Origin of the sequence: Spirosoma foliorum, from assembly GCF_014117325.1 — a bacterium.
Taxonomy (GTDB): domain Bacteria; phylum Bacteroidota; class Bacteroidia; order Cytophagales; family Spirosomataceae; genus Spirosoma; species Spirosoma foliorum.
In genome coordinates this window covers 1,576,937-1,596,699 of the sequence record NZ_CP059732.1, presented here as the reverse complement: position 1 = coordinate 1,596,699, position 19,763 = coordinate 1,576,937, and the positions used below count along the sequence as shown (strand labels likewise).

The 19,763-nt window shown below is 46.5% G+C and carries 17 protein-coding genes; 8 read left to right on the top strand and 9 right to left on the bottom strand.

Features of this window, described 5'->3' with window-relative positions:
- Nucleotides 1-53 precede the first annotated feature (53 nt).
- On the bottom strand, nt 54-1,112 hold the full coding sequence (locus H3H32_RS06450; RefSeq protein ID WP_182461893.1) for a hypothetical protein: 1,059 nt from the start codon (nt 1,110-1,112) through the stop codon (nt 54-56).
- A 978-nt stretch (nt 1,113-2,090) separates the two neighbouring features.
- Between H3H32_RS06450 and H3H32_RS06445 the strand changes: the two genes are divergently transcribed.
- On the top strand, nt 2,091-2,423 hold the full coding sequence (locus tag H3H32_RS06445) for a LytR/AlgR family response regulator transcription factor (protein WP_182461891.1): 333 nt from the start codon (nt 2,091-2,093) through the stop codon (nt 2,421-2,423).
- Between the two features lie 94 nt (nt 2,424-2,517).
- Here H3H32_RS06445 and H3H32_RS06440 read toward each other — a convergent pair whose 3' ends face one another.
- Nucleotides 2,518-3,183: a hypothetical protein gene (locus tag H3H32_RS06440; RefSeq protein WP_182461889.1), complete on the bottom strand. Its 666-nt coding sequence runs from the start codon at nt 3,181-3,183 to the stop codon at nt 2,518-2,520.
- A gap of 4 nt (nt 3,184-3,187) precedes the next feature.
- A complete protein-coding gene (locus H3H32_RS06435; protein WP_182461887.1) occupies nt 3,188-3,721 on the bottom strand; it encodes a COG3415 family protein in 534 nt (177 codons plus the stop codon).
- A 275-nt stretch (nt 3,722-3,996) separates the two neighbouring features.
- Between H3H32_RS06435 and H3H32_RS06430 the strand changes: the two genes are divergently transcribed.
- Both H3H32_RS06430 and H3H32_RS06425 read left to right on the top strand, forming a co-directional pair.
- The gene (locus H3H32_RS06430; protein WP_182461885.1) at nt 3,997-4,338 is read left to right on the top strand and encodes a LytTR family DNA-binding domain-containing protein; all 342 of its coding nucleotides are present in this window, start codon (nt 3,997-3,999) and stop codon (nt 4,336-4,338) included.
- A gap of 31 nt (nt 4,339-4,369) precedes the next feature.
- Nucleotides 4,370-5,941, top strand: coding sequence for a M81 family metallopeptidase (locus H3H32_RS06425; RefSeq protein WP_182461884.1), 1,572 nt, complete (start codon nt 4,370-4,372; stop codon nt 5,939-5,941).
- Nucleotides 5,942-6,025: 84 nt separating this feature from the next.
- On the opposite strand, the gene H3H32_RS06420 is transcribed toward H3H32_RS06425, so the two are convergent.
- The 4 genes from H3H32_RS06420 to H3H32_RS06405 form a co-directional block, all read right to left on the bottom strand.
- On the bottom strand, nt 6,026-7,192 hold the full coding sequence (locus H3H32_RS06420) for an endonuclease/exonuclease/phosphatase family protein (RefSeq protein WP_182461882.1): 1,167 nt from the start codon (nt 7,190-7,192) through the stop codon (nt 6,026-6,028).
- A 49-nt stretch (nt 7,193-7,241) separates the two neighbouring features.
- On the bottom strand, nt 7,242-8,192 hold the full coding sequence (locus H3H32_RS06415) for a DUF8428 domain-containing protein (RefSeq protein WP_182461880.1): 951 nt from the start codon (nt 8,190-8,192) through the stop codon (nt 7,242-7,244).
- A 174-nt stretch (nt 8,193-8,366) separates the two neighbouring features.
- Nucleotides 8,367-9,743 carry a sensor histidine kinase gene (locus H3H32_RS06410; RefSeq protein ID WP_182461878.1) on the bottom strand — a complete coding sequence of 459 codons (1,377 nt, stop codon included), beginning with the start codon at nt 9,741-9,743 and terminating at the stop codon, nt 8,367-8,369.
- Nucleotides 9,743-10,423 carry a response regulator gene (locus H3H32_RS06405; RefSeq protein ID WP_182461877.1) on the bottom strand — a complete coding sequence of 227 codons (681 nt, stop codon included), beginning with the start codon at nt 10,421-10,423 and terminating at the stop codon, nt 9,743-9,745. The genes H3H32_RS06410 and H3H32_RS06405 overlap by 1 nt, the downstream gene beginning before the upstream one ends.
- Before the next feature lie 224 nt (nt 10,424-10,647).
- On the opposite strand from H3H32_RS06405, the gene porU2 reads away from it, so the two are divergent.
- The 3 genes from porU2 (at nt 10,648) to H3H32_RS06390 (ending at nt 16,083) form a co-directional block, all read left to right on the top strand.
- Nucleotides 10,648-14,088 carry a putative type IX secretion system sortase PorU2 gene (porU2, locus tag H3H32_RS06400; protein WP_182461875.1) on the top strand — a complete coding sequence of 1,147 codons (3,441 nt, stop codon included), beginning with the start codon at nt 10,648-10,650 and terminating at the stop codon, nt 14,086-14,088.
- The gene (locus H3H32_RS06395; RefSeq protein WP_182461873.1) at nt 14,085-15,296 is read left to right on the top strand and encodes a hypothetical protein; all 1,212 of its coding nucleotides are present in this window, start codon (nt 14,085-14,087) and stop codon (nt 15,294-15,296) included. The genes porU2 and H3H32_RS06395 overlap by 4 nt, the downstream gene beginning before the upstream one ends.
- Before the next feature lie 502 nt (nt 15,297-15,798).
- Nucleotides 15,799-16,083 (top strand): hypothetical protein, encoded by a 285-nt coding sequence (locus tag H3H32_RS06390; protein ID WP_182461871.1) that lies wholly within the window; start codon nt 15,799-15,801, stop codon nt 16,081-16,083.
- A gap of 130 nt (nt 16,084-16,213) precedes the next feature.
- Here the strand turns inward: H3H32_RS06390 and H3H32_RS06385 are convergent, their stop codons facing one another.
- Entirely contained in the window at nt 16,214-16,474 is a 261-nt protein-coding gene (locus tag H3H32_RS06385; protein ID WP_182461869.1) for a hypothetical protein, read from the bottom strand.
- 123 nt (nt 16,475-16,597) lie between these two features.
- Here H3H32_RS06385 and H3H32_RS06380 point away from each other — a divergent pair, with 123 nt between their 5' ends.
- Complete coding sequence (locus H3H32_RS06380; RefSeq protein WP_182461867.1) at nt 16,598-17,176, top strand: Crp/Fnr family transcriptional regulator; 579 nt, start codon at nt 16,598-16,600, stop codon at nt 17,174-17,176.
- A gap of 130 nt (nt 17,177-17,306) precedes the next feature.
- The gene (locus tag H3H32_RS06375) at nt 17,307-18,638 is read left to right on the top strand and encodes a ferredoxin reductase family protein (RefSeq protein ID WP_182461865.1); all 1,332 of its coding nucleotides are present in this window, start codon (nt 17,307-17,309) and stop codon (nt 18,636-18,638) included.
- A gap of 28 nt (nt 18,639-18,666) precedes the next feature.
- On the opposite strand, the gene H3H32_RS06370 is transcribed toward H3H32_RS06375, so the two are convergent.
- A complete protein-coding gene (locus H3H32_RS06370) occupies nt 18,667-19,344 on the bottom strand; it encodes a porin family protein (RefSeq protein WP_182461859.1) in 678 nt (225 codons plus the stop codon).
- Nucleotides 19,345-19,763: the final 419 nt, after the last annotated feature.

Here is a 19,763-nt window from a genome sequence, read left to right as displayed (position 1 = left end):
AGGTTTGGCATAATGAAGGTTAAATCGAAGAACAGGTGCGAGCCAAAAGGGAATTAATTTCCGTCAGCGCTTTTCCGTCCGCCCTGGTTGTGGCAACTAGCGATTGCGGTATTAAGCGCAGTCGTCAGGCTAGCCAGTGCTGAATTGTAGTTTCCCGTTACGCGGGCTAAATCGGCGTCACGAGCTACACCAGCAGCCGCAATTTTAGCGTCTTTCGTCAGCGTACAAACCGTCGACGAAGCCGTTGCTAATGCTTTGTAAAGTGCCATCGTTTGAGCTGCTGTTACATTGGCTAATGTAACCTGCAGTGTATAGCTTGTTTCACCCAGAATTGTCCGGGCAGCATCTAAGGCTGCCAAGGTAGTAGCTAATGAGCTTTGGGCAGCAGCAATTTCTGCGCTATACGTTGGCGCAGCCGCCTGACAGCTAGCCACTGCGGCATTGGCAGCCGCTACGTTCGCATCATAAGCCGCTGTGATGGGGGCTTTTAAGGGAGCAACCTGGGCATCCAGATTAGCCTTTGCGGTATTGAAGGCGGTATTGGCAGCTGCCTTACAAGCATCGGTACCGGCATCATTCGTCGTATTAACGGTAGCCACCGTAGCTGGGGCTGCTGTACGACCACCTACTGATTTACCGTTGACCGTTGGCGCTGTCATTTTAGGCAGGTAAGCTTGTAGAGCGGCATTACTCGTTAAAGCCGTAACATCAGCTTTTAAATTATCAGGCCATTGCCCCGTGCTGGCTATGCTAGCCAGTACCGCTGGCGTAATGGCGGCATTTAAGGCGGCTGCCTTATCCGCAGAAACAGCTTTGGCCATATCAGCAGAAGCCTGTTGTACAGCAGCTGGTACGGTACCTGTGGCTGTCATACTGGCTAGTCCTGAGGCAACCGCTGCAGCCTGTGCCGGCATGGCTACAGAACCAGCGGTTACCGACACAGCCGCCGGAGCCGTTGGCGTTACTGTTGGTAGCGTAACATTATCGATTCCTTTGAACGTGTAGGTAAACGGCGTCAGAGAATCGACATCTTTTGTCTTACAGTTGTACATGGCGGCTGCCACGCAAAGACCGTAAAAAAGTACCCTGATGTTTGATTTTGCAGTTCTCATGTAAAAATCTTGATAAGGTTGTGATATGAAAAGAAATTTGGTTTAAACTGATTAAAAGAAAAAGACACCCACTAGCTATACAGGTCAAAAAATTACGAGCTACACAATTTGCCTATAATGAAAATATGTTCATTTATATAAACACCTATCATCTGATTGATTCTGGAAAGGCTATGCAATTGAGTAGGTGAGTTAAAAAATCATTCCGATTTAAGTTGTCAGATTTATGGGTGTGTGTTGAGAACAACCCACCTAGAAGATCTACGACAGGCTAAACATCCACTTATGATTTTTCCAAGATAATTCATACTTTTAGAGACTCTCTAAAAATAATAGTTAGTACTTATAAATAGATAATAGGTTTACTTACGGTCTTTGCATTAGTCAAAAAGAACCGTTTTTGTCGTATGTTTACAAAATAGGTATAAGGGGATTTCAATCAATTTGTACGTAAGGTCGATGTGTTTCATAGGATGCAGATAGCTAGTTAATTAACAATAGTCAAACAAAAGTAATATGAAAATTTCAAACTACATTAAACAGATACAAAAGCAAATCAAAATACACATTTCCTGGACTAAGCCTAAGGCTGATAGCGCACTAACGCACAGTCTCAATATAATCTATTCCGTTTACTTATAAATTGCCAATGTTTCAATAAGTATAATTGACATAGGCTACTTCTCTATTCTGCTTATGCAATAATAGCCATGATTAGCGAGGTAACGGGCATTTAGCCTTTTGAATTTATTAAACGGCGAAACTTTAACGCTACTAAATAGTATACTCTACAATTGCCTCATTATGAGAACATAGCCATTTAATTTGTGTTCTTATTCAACATTCCAATAAACTATCAATTATACAAAATACTATTTATAGGCACATTTTATTAGTATTAATTATTTTCGATCAAAATATTATTATATTTAGTTTAGCCTCAATATTTTTGGGCATCTATCCCATACTATTGATCCAATGAAACGATTGGCGGCTGCCCAGCTTCAACACAATTTTGACCCAGACGATATTCTGTACTTAATCGGTGATGTAAATTACTCGTTTGTCTACCTTCAGAATGGCGAACAAGTACTTTCCAGCAGAACTTTAAAATGGTACAGCGATCGGTGGCCGCAGTTTATTCGAATTCACAAGGGCAGTCTTATTAACCCCCGGCATGTTCACCGCTGCGTACTGGTTTCAACAATCACGGCTTACCTCATTATGGGCAATGGCGTCCGGCTTCCCATTGGTCGACGCCGTATCAATGAGGTAGTCGACCAACTAGGCGGAGGTACTATGCCACACTGAGCCCGATAGTAATGAGATTTAACTTATTGACTACAAACCTATAAGGTTTTTGAAACCTGCTGTACGCCATAAAGATTGATCAAAGCTCGCGCCATTAAGTTTGGTGTTTTGTTCTTTGAAAGACGGTTAACTTTTGGATGCATTGCTCAGTCAGAGTGGTGGCCGCTAGTTCTTTGACCACCTTGTAGTCAGAGAGAACCTGCCAGCTTTGGCCATCAGCTCTCAGCCGTAGCTGAACCCACTGATGGCCAAAGGATAAGCCCACACTGTAAACCTTGCCAAAATGGACGATTTGCCCACTCACGGAGACTTTTCGTGTATAAAGTTTAGGCATCAGAAAACAGTACACACGCTCAATGGAGAAGTCGGCTGGGCTGTAAGCTCGACGACTTGTTTCCAAAGTAGGATAAGCGGCCAGTCGGCTTTTGCCTGCCAGCCGATGCACGGGATAACGAGTTCGCTGTAGAACCAGGCTAGCTTGCAAGCGTAGCTGCAAATCAGTCAGATCGGCGGCTTTATTGATCTCAGCCCAGCGAGCTGTGGTGTCCTGCATTTTCTCGACGCGCCCGTTTTGTTGGGGGCAGTGGGGCTTGTTCCAAATCATATCCACATCAATCCCAATGAGCCATAGGGCCAAGACAGGGGTAAGTTGGCCCGAAGGGGCACCTAGCGGTAAGCCATTATCGACGCGCATGGCCCCCGGCTTACCCCAGCGGGCAAACGTCTCAATGAGTCGTTGACGGACTTGCTCAAGGGGCACTTGGCTAATGCGTTTGTGGGGGGAAAACCAACGCTTCCAGACCGGCTCCGCTGTGTTCGTCGGTGATCGTTAGGTAACAGGCTGGCTGCCCGTCGACCAGGGTTAAGTTCTCTTTGGCATCCACCTGCCAAATATTATGAACCGCCTTCGCTTGTCCAATATGAACTTGGACTGGCTGCTGGCGGGGCTTGGTAAGGTGTTGCTGGCGAAACCATCGCTGGAGGGTACGTACCGAAGGCGTTCGCTGGGGTCCGTAGCGTTGAAGCAGTTGCTGGTGAATCAGGGGTGCTCCCCAGGTAGGATGATGGCGTTTGAGCCACAGACTAGCTCGCTCCAGAAGTCCTTCGCTCCGCCGTTGTTTAGGGCCGCAGTTGGCGTAGCCAACCTGTAAATGTCCCTGCCTCCTATAGCGAGCAGACAGATTACGTACTGTAGCAAAAGGCAGGTCGAGTTGCTGAGCGATTGTCGCCAGACTAAGTCCTTTTTGTTTAAGGGCCATAAGTTGCTCTCGCTGGCCCATTTCAATGGCGCGTCCCATACATGTTAACCGTCTTGTCAAAGAACAAAAATACTAAACTAAATGTCGCTATACACTACATAGCTTTAGGTCGTACAGCAGACCTTATAGGTTTAAACTTTTTAGTTATCCATCCACCTACCATTTAAAAGAAAAAAATTGATGTATTAGTCGCTTCATGCCATATTTATGGCCTTTTTTAGTATATTACTTTTCCAGTAAAAAGTAGGATCAATAAATTGCACGTACTAGTTGGTTTGCTTTCAAAGAGATTATCCACCAAACTCAACAAAACCATGAAACGACTTCTCGGCAAACGCGGAGAGCATCATTACGACCCGCAGACAGTGCTTTATCTCACAGGAAACATTAATTATTGTTATTTACACATGGCAAATGGAGCCGTTATCCTTTCTTGCCGAACATTAAAATGGTTTGCGGATCAATGGCCTACATTTCTACGCGTTCATAAAAAAACACTTATCAATCAGGCATATATTTCGTCCTGCAAACCAGCAGAAAATTCAAGAGATACGAATTACATTGTCATGGCCGATCAAACTCAGATTGAAATTGCCCGACGACGTGCCCCTTCTGTACTTTCTATTCTTGCTCAGCGGCAACTGGCAAACCAATAGGATGAGCTGGAAAAACGATTAACTTGGGGGTATGAAACATATCTTCCTGGGGCTTCTTGCCTGTTTTTCTGCCTTTACGCACGGTTTTTCTCAATCAAATGCTACTGCAACAACTTTACCACGAATCGCCATAGCGGGTTTGGGTATCGAATCCAGTACGTTCTCCCCTGCTCTCACACAGGAAGAGGCCTTTCATGCCCGCTATGGGCCAGAAGTGTTCAATGCTTACCCCTTTATGATGCCCATTTCGCCCCTGCGCAAACAGGCGATCTGGCTGCCAGCCATTGTTGGGAAATCGCTTCCGGGCGGGGCCGTAACCCGGCAAGCGTATGAGTCACTGGTCAACAAAACACTGGATTCGCTGAAGAAATACGGCCCTTACGATGGCTTATACTTTGACATTCACGGGGCCATGAGCGTTTTAGGGCTGGATGATCCGGAAGGGGATTTCCTGAACCGAATCCGGAAAGTCATTGGGTATAAAACACTGGTGTCCACCTCGATGGATCTGCACGGCAACGTCTCCTGGCGATTGGCGCAAAACTCCGATCTGATTACCTGCTATCGGATGGCACCCCACGAAGATGCCATGCAAACCAAGGAGCGGGCCGTTACGAATCTGCTTGAGCGTATCAAGACGGGTAAAGGGAAACCTGCCTATAAAGCCTGGATACCCGTACCGATTCTGCTTCCCGGCGAAAAAACGAGTACGCGCATCGAACCGGGTAAAAGTTTGTATCACGAGGTAGAACCTATTGCCGATCATAAAAACGGAATTGTCGATGCGGCTATCTGGATTGGTTACGCCTGGGCCGATGAGCCTCGCAATCATGCCGTCGTGATGGTAACCGGTGATGATAAGGCAAAAGTGACGCAGGCAGCAGAGAAACTAGCGCTCGATTTCTGGAACGTACGCAACCAATTCGACTTTGTAGCACCTGTCGGTTCGCTGGATAAATGCCTGGCGGATGCATTAAGTAGTACCAAGCATCCCTTTTTTATCAGCGATACGGGCGATAATCCGACGGCGGGTGGGGCAGGTGATGTAACCTGGACGCTCACTCAACTACTCGCCCGACCAGAATTTCAGCGGGCAGATGGTCCCTCCTTGATTTACGCGTCTATTCCAGCACCTGAGCTGATCAAAAAGGCAATTGCCGCTGGCGTTGGCGGTCATGTTGAAGGAACTGCCGGAGCAGCAGTCGATGCTCGCTTTGCTCCGCCTGTTCCCCTAAAAGGAACAGTAGAATCAATCGTTTACGGCGATAAAGACGCGGAGGTTGAAGCGGTTATTAAAGTGGGCAGTCTGCACATCATCACCACCCAAAAACGTAAGCCTTACCACAAGGAAATTGATTTTACCCGTTTGGGTCTTGCCCCTCGCAAAGCAGATATCGTCGTTGTGAAAATTGGCTATCTGGAGCCGGAATTGTATGCCATGCAAACTGGCTGGATTATGGCCCTAACGCCGGGCGGTGTTAATCAGGATCTGGCCCGATTGCCTTATAAACGAATTAAGCGCCCTATGTTTCCATTCGACAAGGACATGAAAACGCCTAACCTGTCTGCCCAACTTGTGCCTTTATCGGGGGAGTCGAAATAAGTTGTAGCCTGGACGTCCACGTCCGGGTAAATCCGGATAAAATCAAACGCGTTCAGACCCGGACGTGGACGTCCAGGCTACACATCAATTCTTCGCCACTAAATGGCTAATGGATTTGCGGTGGGCAAGTACTTCGGCAGGTACGGTTAATGATTTCTTTAATACATACTGCGCCAGCACTGGGAAATGATCGGAAAAGGAAATATCAGATAATGTCTGACAAGCTTTAATGTGCCAGTCGGAACTAACGAACTGCTGATCGATTCGGGCACAATAGGGGTGCCGGTTCAGGGTAAAGCCCAGTCCCTGACCAGCTTCTTCGAATGCATTTCTGAAGTTCTGACTTAGCTTTCCGTACGAATAGCCCATGGGCGTCTCGTTGAAATCACCACAAATGATGACCGGGTACCGACTACCAGCTACGTAGGTTTCTACTTCTTTAAACTGCTCATTCCGATTTGCGAAACCCTCTTTCAATTTGGTAAACGTGTCGACAAGGCCAGAAGCAAATTGGCTAAAATTGCCTGCCTTTAAGGCACTGATTGCTTCATTGGTACGCACACCCATTGACCACAAATGGACATTCACCACTCGAATGGTATCAGCTCCGTAGGCTATATCGGCACAGATGAATCCGTTAATGTCGGGCGCGAGTGTTCGACTCCAGATTCGACCGTACTGATTAACAATTGGGTATTTGGAAAATAACGCTAGCCCTATTTCTCGTCCCTGATCAAAGCAACTCAACTTTTTAACGTGGTCATCGTACTGATTTTCGATCTGCGCATTGGGCGAATATTCCTGAAAACAGGCAATATCGGCTTTCAGCGAAGACGCGTTAAATCCGTTTTGGGCGCTGGTAGGGAATGTTTCGCTGTTAAAGCTCAGCACATTCAGCGTTTGTGCCTGACTCATGGCCAGCTCGCTCCCATTTGATCCGACCAATCGTTTCATCACCAGAAACGAGAACAAAACCCAAATCAGTCCTGCCGTGGCGATCATCTGCTTTTGTTTGAAAAACAGGTAAATACAAGCGGCTAATCCGCAGGGAATAGCCAATGGTAAACTCATCATGATAAAGCCCGTCAGCCAATGGTCGACCATGGGATAGTAGCTAAATGCCATTGAGAAAAACAGATACACAATGACGGTATAGGCAAGTGGAAATTCCCGATATCTGCGAATCAGCTGTTTTCCTTCCGCTTTGACCCCTCTTGACAGTTGATCTATATGTTGAAAAAGTGCTTCCATATTCTGAACGTGGAGTTAATTTTTAAGGCTGAACAACTGGGCGAGTTTATTACTTCACGTCAAAGCGACCTCCGCCAATACGAAGCCCTTCCGAATACAACTCGGCTGTGTAAGTTCCTGGTTTGTAGACGCCATCACGCCGAAAAAAGATATCGACCCGCTGATCATTATTCTCAAATGGCACCGTTTGACGAATGCTGTAGCCAAGCTCATGACCTTCATAGAGCAAGATTCCGCCGACACCACTTTCGCTAACAACAGCGCCATTAGCATCCAATAAGCGCAGGTAGATTTCCTTATTTTCTTTGGTCGCTACAGGGTTGGAGGGCATGATAAACGTAACTTTCAGTCGGTCGATGCGCGATGCTTTGTAGCTTCCTCCCCGCCGTTCCTTACCATTGGCTGACACTGCAACTGTCTCAACATTAACGGCTTTCATGGCAGAGGCCATCGTTATTTTATTGGCCAGGTCGGCATTCTGAAGCGAGTAATCGACCACTGTTTTGGCTAATTCTGCTTTTTCATGCTTTAAGCCTTCGTTTTCGCTGAGGATCGTTTCTTTTTCTTCTTCAAGCGCGCGGGTGCGGCTTCGCAGTGAGCCATTTTCGTCTTTTAGTTTAAGAACGTCGGCTTCGTGCAGTGCCAGGAAGTTTTTGTAATCCCGAATTTTTAGGGTGTATTTCTGAATCGAGAAGCTGAGATCATACTTGAGTCTCTTTTTATCAGTCGCTAGTTGCCGCCGAATTCGCTCCAGTTCAGCCACATTACCGCCGAGCTTACGCACTTCAACAATTTTCTGATCGAGTACGGTTGAAATCGAATCGAGTTTCAGTTGTGTAGAGGCAAACTGCTCGACTTTGGACGTCAGGAGCTTTTGAACTTCGAGCGTTTCGTTTCGGGAGCCAAGGAACAGGTAGAGCAACAAGGCCAGAATACCAATTAAAGCACCTACTGCCATATTCAGTGCTCCTTGTTTCTCATTTGTTACCTGTACGTCCATTGCCCTGATTGAGTGGTTGTCTGCAAAGCAACGACACCCAACTTAATTAGGACTTAATCTCACTTTAAATTTACCTTAAAATGATAGAACGCTGATTTTTAGGATGATTATGAAGCAGTTATGATTTTAACCTATCCTAGTGATCATAAAAATCAGCGTTCTATCTCCTTAAAATCACTCGATGCAGGAAAGCGTAAGCGTAAAGGTAGTGCCTTTGGGCGTTGAGGTTACAGCAATATCTCCCTGATGAATCTGAGTAACTTGTGCGACAACGGCAAGTCCCACACCATGCCCCCGACTCGACATAGCCGTGGCATTACTTCGGAAAAATGGCTGAAATAGATAGGGTAGATCTGCCTGTGGTATCTGCGGCCCTTCGTTAAAAACGGTTATCGTTATTCTTCCTTCTTTAGATCGGAAGTTTACCGAAGCTGTTTTTATGGGCGAAAATTTACAGGCATTATCCAGTAGATTCATCAGCAAAACACTAAGCGACGCCCGATTACCCTGAACAATCAAAGCCTCTTCATCGTCCGGAAAATCAGTGAATGTGAGCTGGATTACGTAATCGTCATGCCAGGACTGCAACTGGGTTTTTGTTTCCCAAAGCAGTTCGTCCATCCGCACGGGTTCGAAGGGTAATTTATTGGCCTGAATAGACGTATTTGCCAGCTCTAACAAGGTATTGGTCAGTTGGGTTAGCGAACGCGCATCTTCCTGTAGTGATTGGAGCGTTCGTTCATAAGCTTCGGGGTTTCGTTTCTGAATAAGTGCCACATCGATCTGCGAATTGATCTTCGTCAGGGGGTTTTTCAACTCGTGCGATACATTGGCAATAAACATTTTCTGCGTTTTCAACGCTTGCTCAATGCGGTCGAGTAATTGATTGAAGGTAGCCACCAACACCCCTATTTCGTCGGACCGGTTTGGGTGCTCTACTCTCCGCTCTACGTTAGCCGGAAAGATCGTATTAACCTGCTGAACAATGCCCGACATGGGAGCCAGCGCCCGATCGGCAAATAGCCAGCCCGAGATACCCAGCAACAAAATGGCAACTAGAATCATGACGATCAGGATTCGCTTCAGATCCTCCAACCCTTCCCTACCTGCCTGATCAATTCCACTGACAACCACCCAGTTATTGCCGTTTCCGCTCGTCAAATGAATCGCCACAATCTGGTATTCATCTTTTTGCAGGTATAATGTCTGGGCTGTCGAATCCAGTTGGTTAATAAACTGCTCGTGAAACTGGGTATTCGCGGGATTTGTCGAAAATAGAATTTCCCTGTTTTTTCCGTTGTACACCGAAATGTTCTCATTGAGCAAAGGCTCCTTTCCACCCGCATCGATGAGCTTCAAAACCGTACTATCGGTTTGCTGTAAATCAAAAAGAAGCGTTGTTGTTGTAATGGCACGATCCTGAAGCCGTTTGTAAAATCGTTTTTCGAGGTAGAGTTTACTGAAGAAATAGACTCCCAATGAGAAAAACAGCAGGATTAGCGTGACCAGAAAGACAAATTGGTACGTGAGCCGGGTGCGAATATTGATCATTACGACAGTAACTTTACAACATAGCCCATGCCGATTTGGGTATGGAGCAATTTAGGCTCGAAATCTTTATCGACCTTTTTACGCAGGAAGTTGATGTAGACTTCAATGATGTTGGTACCTGTATCGAACGTCAGATCCCATAGTTTCTCTGCCAGTTCAACCTTGGAAATCACGCGTCCCTGATGGCGTAAAAAGTACTCAAGGAGCTGAAACTCTTTGGCGGTCAGTGCAATTTCTTTCCCGGCACGTATTACTTGCTTCGTATCAGGATTCAGCTCTAAATCAGCTATTTTCAGCAGATTCGTAACGGGAACCAGCCCATGATTCCGGCGAGTCAGCGCTCTGACCCGCGCCATTAGCTCCCGAAATTCAAAGGGTTTAACCAGATAATCGTCGGCTCCGGCGTCGAGACCCACAATTTTATCGTCGGTTGTTCCCAGAGCGGTCAGCAGCAGCACAGGAACCGAAATATTGGCTTCCCGAAGCTTTCGAACCAGTTCCAGACCATTCATGCCAGGCAGAATAATGTCGCAAATGACAAGCGCATAAGCCGATCGGGTAGCCAGTTGAAGTCCTATAGTACCGTCATACGCTATATCGACCTCCCATTGGTGCTCTTCGAGCCCCTGTTTGATGCTCTGAATCGTTTTAACTTCATCTTCAATGATCAGAATTTTCATAACGTTGCTCTTTCTCCGGCCGAATATATGGAAATAACGCAGCAGATCTGTACGCGCACCTACATCAATAAACAGACCCAACCAGGAAACCAATTTCGGTAACCAGGCACTTACGCTCAGTACTAGCCCCACAAACAATCATTTTTAATTACAGAGTGACATTACTTTGTAAATGCTTTGTACGTCTAAGTCACAAGTGCATTTAAGCCTACGTTTTGTCACTTATGACCCACCTTATTGATTTCCTTTCTCGAACAGCACAGGTTATCAAGCCTCTTGTTTATGCACTTAGTCTACTGGTTTATAGGCCAGTAAGCGCCCAAACGGAAAAAGATAATCCCGACCCAACACGCTGGATAGTTTATACGCAAACCTACTACAAAATTTCAGTTACCGAAGATGGCCTATGTCGACTCACCAAAGCCGACTTACAGCAGGCGGGGCTAGCAGTCGATCAACTAGATCCAACAACAATTCAACTGTTCCATCGAGGAATTGAACAGGCTATTTCCATTGCAGGCGAATCCGATAAACGCTTCGATGCCAACGACTTTATTGAGTTTTATGGCCGAAAGAATGATGGCACACAAGACTCATTACTCTATCGTATCGATGAATCGAGTCAACGTCGAGTACAACCTCACACCTACTACAGTCTCTTCAGCGATACATCCGCTTATTTCCTCACCTGGCGACTTGATGGCAAACCCGGCAAGCGTATGGCTACTTATACCGATACGGCCTACAACCATCTAACAGCCGAACCGTATCATTGGGAAGAAGAGCTGCGAATTTTTACGGATACCTACCCGGCAGGCTCGATTTACCCATTGGGTGCGCGTTATGAAAACGGGGCCATCCTCACAAATTACGACACGGGCGAAGGCTGGACGGGGCTACTCGTAAAAGCACCTGACCGATACGACCAAACCTTTTCGCTCACCAAGTTCAAGTCAGTTTCAGATCAGAATGGCAATCCGATTAAGCCTATACTAAGTTACCTACTGGTGGGAAGAAATGCGGGCGGGCATCGGGTAAGTTGTCTGGCGGGCTCATCAACAACAACGCTTAGAGCGCTTGGACAGGCAAGTTTTGGTGATTACGAAACGGCACAGCTTGAGGCTAATTTGCGGGCTACCGATTTAGATCCTTTGGGAAATCTGATAGTCAGTATTCAGCCACAGGAAACAGGCGAAGAAGTTTCGGTTTCTTATATACGAGTTCAATACCCACAACCTACCGATCTGACTGGCATGGAGCAGAAAGTCCTCCGACTTCGTACCAACGCCGAAGGTCGTTCTTTTCTCGACCTTACGACTGCCCCAACCGGAACTCAATTATTCGACATAAGCGATCTCAACAATCCAGTTAGGGTACAGGGAAATTGGGCGAATGACCATTGGCAGGGCGTCATCCAGAACGCTCAAACAGGCCGAACGTTGCTGGCAACGAGCCAGCCAAAAACTGTTTTGACAATAAGGCCCGTTTCGTTCCGCCAGATTGACCCAAGCAAGCCTAACTTCCTGATCATCACCCATCCATTACTCAGGAAACCAACAGCAACCGAAGCTGACCCCGTTCGGGCGTATGCTACCTACCGAGCTTCTGACGCAGGAGGCCAATATGACACCCTGACGCTCAATATCGACCAGTTGTTCAATCAGTTTAGCTATGGCGAACGTCACCCATTAGCTATCCGTCGATTTGCAGATTATATGTTGCGAGGAAGCTCCAGACCTCAATTTCTGTTTCTGATTGGGCAATCCCGCGATCCACAGAGCGTGCGAAAATTGCCCGATGCACCGCTACTGGATTTAATCCCGAATGCGGGTTGGCCGGGTTCCGATATAGGTCTGGTCGAAGGGTTGAACGGCGAATTAGCCAATGTACCAGCCATGCCCATCGGGCGCTTAAATACAGCTAGTTCACAAAGCGTGCTGGATTATCTGAACAAGGTTAAAGAACATGAAAACACCGCTGAAGCAGCACTTTGGCGCAAAAACGTTCTCCATCTGAGCGGGGGCCGCAACCGCTATGAATTACTGGAATTCCGTAGCTTCGTCGATGAGTTTAAGTCTGTTATCGAAGCGCCATTTGCGGGTGGTCGCGTGACAACCTTGTCCAAACAAACCGACAATCTGGTTGAGACGCTGCCCGTTTCGGAGATTATCAATCAGGGCATTGGCCTGATTACACTGTTCGGTCATTCGAGTCTGGATGTCGCTGATATCGACATTGGCTTTGTCAGTAATGATATCCTGGGCTACCGAAATAAAGGCCGTTATCCGTTTTTGCTAGTCAATGGCTGCGCGGCAGGTAATACCTTTTTCGGCAGGCCAACGTTCGGCACCGACTGGGTTCTCACCCCCAATCGAGGGGCGATACTTTTTCTGGCCCATACCTACAATGGATTCGCTACGCCCCTGAAAAGCTATTCGGATAAACTATACGAAGTACTTTCTGATAGTCAATTCGTTGGCCAGCCTATTGGCCTTATTCAGCAGGAAACTATCCGGCGTTATCTGAAAACAAACAACTCGATCTTCGACATCACCACGGCCCAGCAAATGACGTTACAAGGTGATCCGGCCGTGCGCGTTTTCCCTTATTCCAGTCCCGATTTTTCCTTTGCCACAGGCAGTTTGCACCTCCACAACAGCCGGGGCGATTCACTAACCAGCCAATCGGATTCGGTTCGTATTTCCGTCGTACTTGTCAACTATGGTCAGGTAACAGGCAGCCCATTACCAGTACGTATTCGGCAGTATGCAGCAAATGGGCAGTTGCTTACTGAACGCCTTTTCACTGAAAAATCACCCTTCTATGCCGACACCTTAAGCTGGTTAATACCTAATCGTCACGCGCCTACGCTTTCCTCCTATTTTGAGTTAGTCCTCGATCCTGAAAACCAGATCGCCGAATGCAATGAGTTGAATAACAGCGTCGAAATCAGCACCGATGGTTCGGCAAACGGGCTCCCTTTCAGCATCGACTCAACACCCCCACTGCTCGAAGTCGCCTTTGATGGAAAGCGCATCGGTGATGGCGACCTTGTATCCGCTCGCCCAGTGATCGATGTGTTGGTGCAGGATGAAAACCGACGTTTGCTGCGAACTGACACATCAGGAGTAGACTTATACCTGCAACGTCCCTGTCCGACAGGTGGTTGTCCTTACGAACGACTTATCTTTAGTGGTTCTGAAACCCACTGGGCAACCGCCGACAGTACCAACGCCTTCCGACTCAGTTATCAACCAGGCAAGCCGTTAGCAGATGGCCTGTATACGTTTGTAGCCACCGGGAGCGATTTAAGTGGGAATCGTGCGGCTCCTTACCGAATTCATTTTTCGGTCAAAAATCAGCCTGAGCTAATCGAAGTGGGCGCTTACCCCAATCCATTTACCAACCAAATCCGATTCGTCGTTTCGGTTACCGGTGCTACTGCCCCGACGAATCTGAGGGTTCGCATAAGCGATTTAGCCGGTCGCCCTATCCGCACGTTGCGTGGCTCCCCGCGAGTTGGATTGAACGAGTGGTTCTGGAATGGGACATCTGATGATGGCGCGAAACTTCCCAATGGTGTCTATCTCTACCAGATCGATGGTGTCGATTTACCAACTCCGAGTTCTGTGCATCTGACAGGCCGGATTATTCTAAATCGATGAGTCAGCGACATTTTCTGTTGGCTACGTATGGTAGCCTGGGTGCTGTAATGGCAAGCCTTATTCTGCTCAATCCAAACCGATTCACCAGCATTGATTCTGGTTATTATCTCCAATCGGCAGCCAATCTTCTGGCTGGCCGTGGCTACGTGATTACTGAAGAGGGAGAATTGATTTGGAATGGGATTTTTCCGATTGGCTATTCGGCACTGATAGCCATCGTATCTAGCTTGACAGGGTTACCCATTTTAGTTGCCTCAAAGCTGGTCAACTTTGCTGCAATTGGCACCTATGGTTACTGCTGGACTCGCAGGCTGGCCATAGCTCAGGCAGTCTGGGTATTGTCAATTTGGGCACTTGGAAGCTTTCTAAAAATCGCGGTTTATACCTGGAGCGAAACGGTATTTCTGGTCTTACTGGCCGAATGGGTTTGGGCATTTCATCAATTTTTGTTAAAGCCTATTGTCAGTCGGGTATTAGTTCTTTCGCTCATTGGGTATAGTTTATTCCTCATCCGGTATGTAGGTGGCTTTGTCTTTGGGATAACAGGGTTGCTAGCAATGTTGCTCAGGTTCTTCCCACGCCAAACCCAACCTCGTTTGGGATCATTGCCAGCGCGTTCAATAAGCCCAAAGCTGCTCTTGATCACCTTGATTGGCCTGAGTGGCCTAAGTGTGTATTTCTGGATAAACCAACAACTCTCGGGCTCGTATTTCGGGGGTGAGCGATTTGTTTCAACCGAATCAGCGTTCGAATTGACGAGAATTTTCGCCTGGGCACTTTTGAACGAATGCCTGCTCATCCGGGATTTTGCGCCTACTGATTCAACTAAACTGGCCTGGGTTGGTTTGGCAATTCAGGTCATACTGTTTAGCACTGCCTACAGAAAACTTCGGCGAAATCAATTACCCAACGAAAAGGCTCCACAACTCAACCGATTATCCGGGTTATTTATACTTACTGCCTGTTTGTATCTATTGACCTTATTTTCGTTACGAACCATGAGTCCTTTCAGCAACCCAAACTTACGTCTGATGGCTCCTTTTACTTTTTGTTTTCTAATGGCAAGTCTCCTTTGGATTGGCCAATGGCCTGTTCGATGGCAGAAAAATCTACTTCCTTACTGGCTTGCTCTACTGGCCTGCTCTTGGCTTCAATTGCTTCCACAAGCAGATTTACTCCACAAAATCAGTCTGTTACTGAATCAATAGTTTATCACTCACTCACCCAATACCGACACACGGCATATGACCGTGAAGCAGCAGAAGCGACAAAAAAGCGACAGCTACTGGTACTCATTAAACTAGATTCTATCGTTTCTTTTAACGCTATAGTTTCTGATTATCAATTCCATAGAATCGAAGGAATCGATAAAATCGATTTTACCAGGCCACTCCCCAGTAGATCATTGATCGATCTGTTTGCTGGCTTGATACACGGGAGGGAGAAGTCTTAGCTAAACATATTGTACTGAAATTAAGCAATTAATTGAGGCTAATCTCACCTGCCCTATCTCTCGTTTGACCTTTTTTAAGATGCTAGTAGTCATCACATGTTTATCCATGGGTCTACATGAATCTTTATCAATTTTTAATTTTTTCACGAAAACCAGAGGTTACAAATCCAGACTTTTAAAAAAATCGTATGTTGCTACCAGCCCATAAATCAGAAACAAGTAAACCTTAGTCACCATATGTAGATAACTTTACTACCATGAACAGTCAAACGAACACTGGCCTGCTCAAAGAGTACATCAAAACATTAATTGCTACTGAGGTAGAATTTCCGGGCGTATTGCCTCGTGGTTGGGGCAATGAATTCAGTCGGTCTGAACTGGATTCTATTCATTATACATTAAGTTTTGTCCTTACAACAGCTTCTCCCCAAACGGCGTCCTCGCTACTGTTTGCCTTCAGAGGCACAAACAATACCCACTGGATATTGTGTAATTACTGGCCAGAAATCGTCCCATTATTAACCAAACAAAACACGAATTAGGCGCAGTTTTATAGTTCAGCGGAGGGAAGCCGAAAAGCAACGTTTCTACTAACTATTGCCGGATATAAATGAAAAGGTCATACGTCAATCCATGGATTGGCGTATGACCTTTTCGCTTGTTATAGGGTACTTAACGATTGGGTGATTCCGTATAATTGCCCGTCAACACAGCCGCTTCATGCAACAAAGCAAGCCCCTGACACTCGTGATTAACTTCATTCAGCTTCTCCTGTACTTCAGCAAGTCGCACTTTATGTTCATTCACATAGTCGGTATGTCCCTGTATCTGAGAATGCTCAATGGTTCGATTCAATACCGAATCAACCAGCTTAAGTGTGGAGGCCAGTTGGGTCAATATTGACAGCTCGTTCGACCATTTGCTTGTTTTCATAGCTTAATTTACAAAATTGACTCCAGGAAGTCAGCCTGGTTGAATAACTTACAATATCCTAATCTGGTTGCGTATTATAGCAGATATTTAGTAGAAACAAGCTGGCTCCATTAATCTGTCGATATGCTTGAAAAATTTAGAACGAGGTTTCCGTTCCCACCCGAAAAATGGGACGCCTACGTAACGTGCTTTAACCGGATCGACGTGCCAGCCCGTACCATTCTGTTACGAGAAGGCGAGGTATCCCGAAAAGCCTACCTGATTGAAAAAGGTTGTTTACGCGTATGGTTTACCAACAAAGGCGAAGAAACTACCTTCCAGTTCTTTTTTGAAAACAATACAGTCTCTTCCATCGAAAGCTTTAAGAAGAGTATTCCCAGCCTGTTTGCCATCGAAACCGTGGAGCCCTGTACACTTTGGTGGATCGACAAAACAGATCTTGACTGGATTCTGGCCGAAGTAAGTGAACGGACTGATATACGGGAGCAAATCCTGGAAGCCATGTTTGATCGGACGCTGCACTACATGCAACATTTTCTGTCCTTTGTTCGGGATACTCCGCAAGAACGGTATTTGGCGCTGTTAACGCATCGCCCGCACATTGTGCAGCGCGTACCTCAGCATTATATTGCTTCTTATCTGGGAATTAGCCGGGTTCATTTGAGCCGGATCAAACAGAAACTCGCCCGGAAAAAATCGTAGACCTGCCCTATTTTGTAACAAATGTTATCGTCTGAAGGCTCAACAACGCCCTAGTTTTGTCGCAGCAAAACAACTAGGAAAGCCGCCGTCATGAATCGCGCGCAACTCTCCTACTCTCTTTTCATCACGTATGACAACAACAACTAAATGGATCGCTGGAGCTTTGGGAATCGCGTGCCTGATTTTTTCCCTATCGCCCGGCCCTGAGCACCTGATAGCCAATCCGACCAGCTGGGAGTTTCGGGAGCAATTTGTGTACTTAACCGGACTTTCAGCTATATCACTGATGGTGGTGTCGATGGTTATTTCAGTGCGTCTCCCAGTGGTCAATCACTGGATGCGTGGCTTAGATAAAGCTTATATCGTTCATAAATGGACCGGAATCGTTTCGGCTATACTCGTCATTCTCCACTGGCTCGGCGAAAAAACCCCGGAATGGCTAGTAGAATTGGGGGTTATTCCGAATCCGGGAGAGTTGACTGATGGCAGTGATTTTTCAGACCTGGAGATTGGCCTTTTTACGAGCGGTACATTTCTGGTAGAGTGGGTATTTTACGCCCTCATTATCCTGATACTAATTGCCTTATCTACAAGGATTCCGTACCACATCTTCCGAAAATCACACAAACTTTTTCCGGGCATTTTTCTGATCGCGGCTTATCATGGAGCAACTGCCCCGCTCAAAGAACGCTGGTTTACAACACCTTCAGGCTATTTACTGTTAATGCTACTGGCCATCGGTGTCGTGGCGGCTCTCATTGGGTTTTTCCAGCAAATCGGCGCAGCACGCAAAACAACCGCTGTTATTCAGCACATTGACGAACACCCGCATGGCATTCTGGAGATACAATTGGCAACTCTTAAAAAACCGTTGATTCATCAACCCGGCCAATATGCTTTTCTCCGATTTGCCCACGACAACGAACCGCATCCATTCACGATCGCTTCGTCGGGAGATGACCCAACTCGGCTGCGCTTAGCCATTAAAGAGCTGGGTAACTTCACAAGCAACTTACTTCATCAGCTTCAGGTTGGGCAGTCGGTCGACGTTGAAGGCCCGTACGGTGAGTTTACCTTCAACGATTCCAGCGAGCGGCAGATTTGGGTTGCTGGCGGCATCGGCATTACTCCATTTCTAGCCCGCCTGGCGTATCTAGCCAATCAGGGCGGTACTACACAACCAATTGATTTCTGGTATTCTACACGAAGCGGCCAGGAAACTTTATTTCCAGCTTCGCTGGCCTTGCTCTGTCAACAAAGTGGTGTTAATTTCTACCATTTGAACTCCATCCAAAAAGAGTATTTGACGGTCGATTCAATACAAGCTGTTGTGGGTAGTTTTAGTAACTGTAGTTTTTGGTTCTGCGGCCCGCCCGCCTTCGCGCAATGTTTACGAAAGGGCTTGAATTCCTACCAATTTGACCAGCGCCGATTTCACTACGACGACTTTAGCATGCGCTAGCCTTATCCAAACTCACGATCAGACAACATCAGAAATGATACATCAGCTGTGTCTGAAGGCTTAACTGATAGGTATGGGAGTACTCATAAGAAGGGCGAGATTGTACATCGTACTGAATGGTGGGCTGTACAATCAGCGAGATACGATCGTTAAATCGATAACTACCGCCCAAGCCCAACAACGGAGTAACGACCATAGCTTTGCCGAAACTTACGGGAATCTCCTGACCGTCTCCCAGTATCGCATACGTTTTACTTCTGATATCGCCAGTAGCGCCCGCCGACAAATAAGGCGAAAGTCGCGTGGTCAATGGCCGATAATTAATCAACAACGGTATTTTATAGGCAAACGTAAACGGGTGACTGTAAGGGTAGGTAAGTGTAAACGACGAACCATTCTCATTGACATCAATACTCGATGATAATGAATGAGTAACCCAGAGTCCTGTTGAGACAGACCATTTTGCCGAAAAATCGTATCGGCCCATTACGCCAAACGAATAGCCAACGCTATGTGCTTTAGTCACTACTTCTGTTGACGGTAACTGGGTAGCTGGGTCGGCAATAGGCACGACCAATTTAGCATCTGAATGGCTATAGGTCGGAGCCACGCTCACCGAAAGGGAGAATTTACGCTGGCCTAGCGAGGGAAGGTGGCTTCCGATAATCAGCATCAACGTTAGGATGGTATAACTTAATGATTTCATGACAGTTGAGATTTGTTGCTACTAAATTTCTATACGTTAGTCGACAAAAAAAAGTATAAACAATCGTTTCGGCAACTTGAGCGCACTCTTCACGCATTTTTATTCCCTGAAACCAGTTAACGGTAGTACTAGAGCCCGTGTATTGGTAGTAAAGAGTTACTATCGGAGAGCCCATGGGTATAGGTCAAATGTAAGCAGCTACCAATGTTAAAACACGTCTCCACTTCTGTTTTAACGAAAAATCGATATTAGCAAATCATATGCCAGTTCCCATAAACATAGTGTTTTCAACCATGAATAACATGATTTATGACTCAAATGGACACAATACACCAAAACCAGTAAGCATCTGGCACGAAACTTGACCGATATCCTCTCGATTGCACTATGCGGGACATATGCGCAAGCTTTGTAGATGT

Coding starts and splice junctions, on each gene's coding strand:
- H3H32_RS06405 (WP_182461877.1), bottom strand. CDS start 10,423: ATGAAAATTCTGATCATTGAAGATGAAGTTAAAACGATTCAGAGCATC.
- H3H32_RS06395 (WP_182461873.1), top strand. CDS start 14,085: ATGAGTCAGCGACATTTTCTGTTGGCTACGTATGGTAGCCTGGGTGCT.
- H3H32_RS06370 (WP_182461859.1), bottom strand. CDS start 19,344: ATGAAATCATTAAGTTATACCATCCTAACGTTGATGCTGATTATCGGA.
- H3H32_RS06435 (WP_182461887.1), bottom strand. CDS start 3,721: ATGGGACGCGCCATTGAAATGGGCCAGCGAGAGCAACTTATGGCCCTT.
- H3H32_RS06445 (WP_182461891.1), top strand. CDS start 2,091: ATGAAACGATTGGCGGCTGCCCAGCTTCAACACAATTTTGACCCAGAC.
- porU2 (WP_182461875.1), top strand. CDS start 10,648: ATGACCCACCTTATTGATTTCCTTTCTCGAACAGCACAGGTTATCAAG.
- H3H32_RS06380 (WP_182461867.1), top strand. CDS start 16,598: ATGCTTGAAAAATTTAGAACGAGGTTTCCGTTCCCACCCGAAAAATGG.
- H3H32_RS06410 (WP_182461878.1), bottom strand. CDS start 9,743: ATGATCAATATTCGCACCCGGCTCACGTACCAATTTGTCTTTCTGGTC.
- H3H32_RS06375 (WP_182461865.1), top strand. CDS start 17,307: ATGACAACAACAACTAAATGGATCGCTGGAGCTTTGGGAATCGCGTGC.
- H3H32_RS06430 (WP_182461885.1), top strand. CDS start 3,997: ATGAAACGACTTCTCGGCAAACGCGGAGAGCATCATTACGACCCGCAG.
- H3H32_RS06425 (WP_182461884.1), top strand. CDS start 4,370: ATGAAACATATCTTCCTGGGGCTTCTTGCCTGTTTTTCTGCCTTTACG.
- H3H32_RS06390 (WP_182461871.1), top strand. CDS start 15,799: ATGAACAGTCAAACGAACACTGGCCTGCTCAAAGAGTACATCAAAACA.
- H3H32_RS06420 (WP_182461882.1), bottom strand. CDS start 7,192: ATGGAAGCACTTTTTCAACATATAGATCAACTGTCAAGAGGGGTCAAA.
- H3H32_RS06415 (WP_182461880.1), bottom strand. CDS start 8,192: ATGGACGTACAGGTAACAAATGAGAAACAAGGAGCACTGAATATGGCA.
- H3H32_RS06385 (WP_182461869.1), bottom strand. CDS start 16,474: ATGAAAACAAGCAAATGGTCGAACGAGCTGTCAATATTGACCCAACTG.
- H3H32_RS06450 (WP_182461893.1), bottom strand. CDS start 1,112: ATGAGAACTGCAAAATCAAACATCAGGGTACTTTTTTACGGTCTTTGC.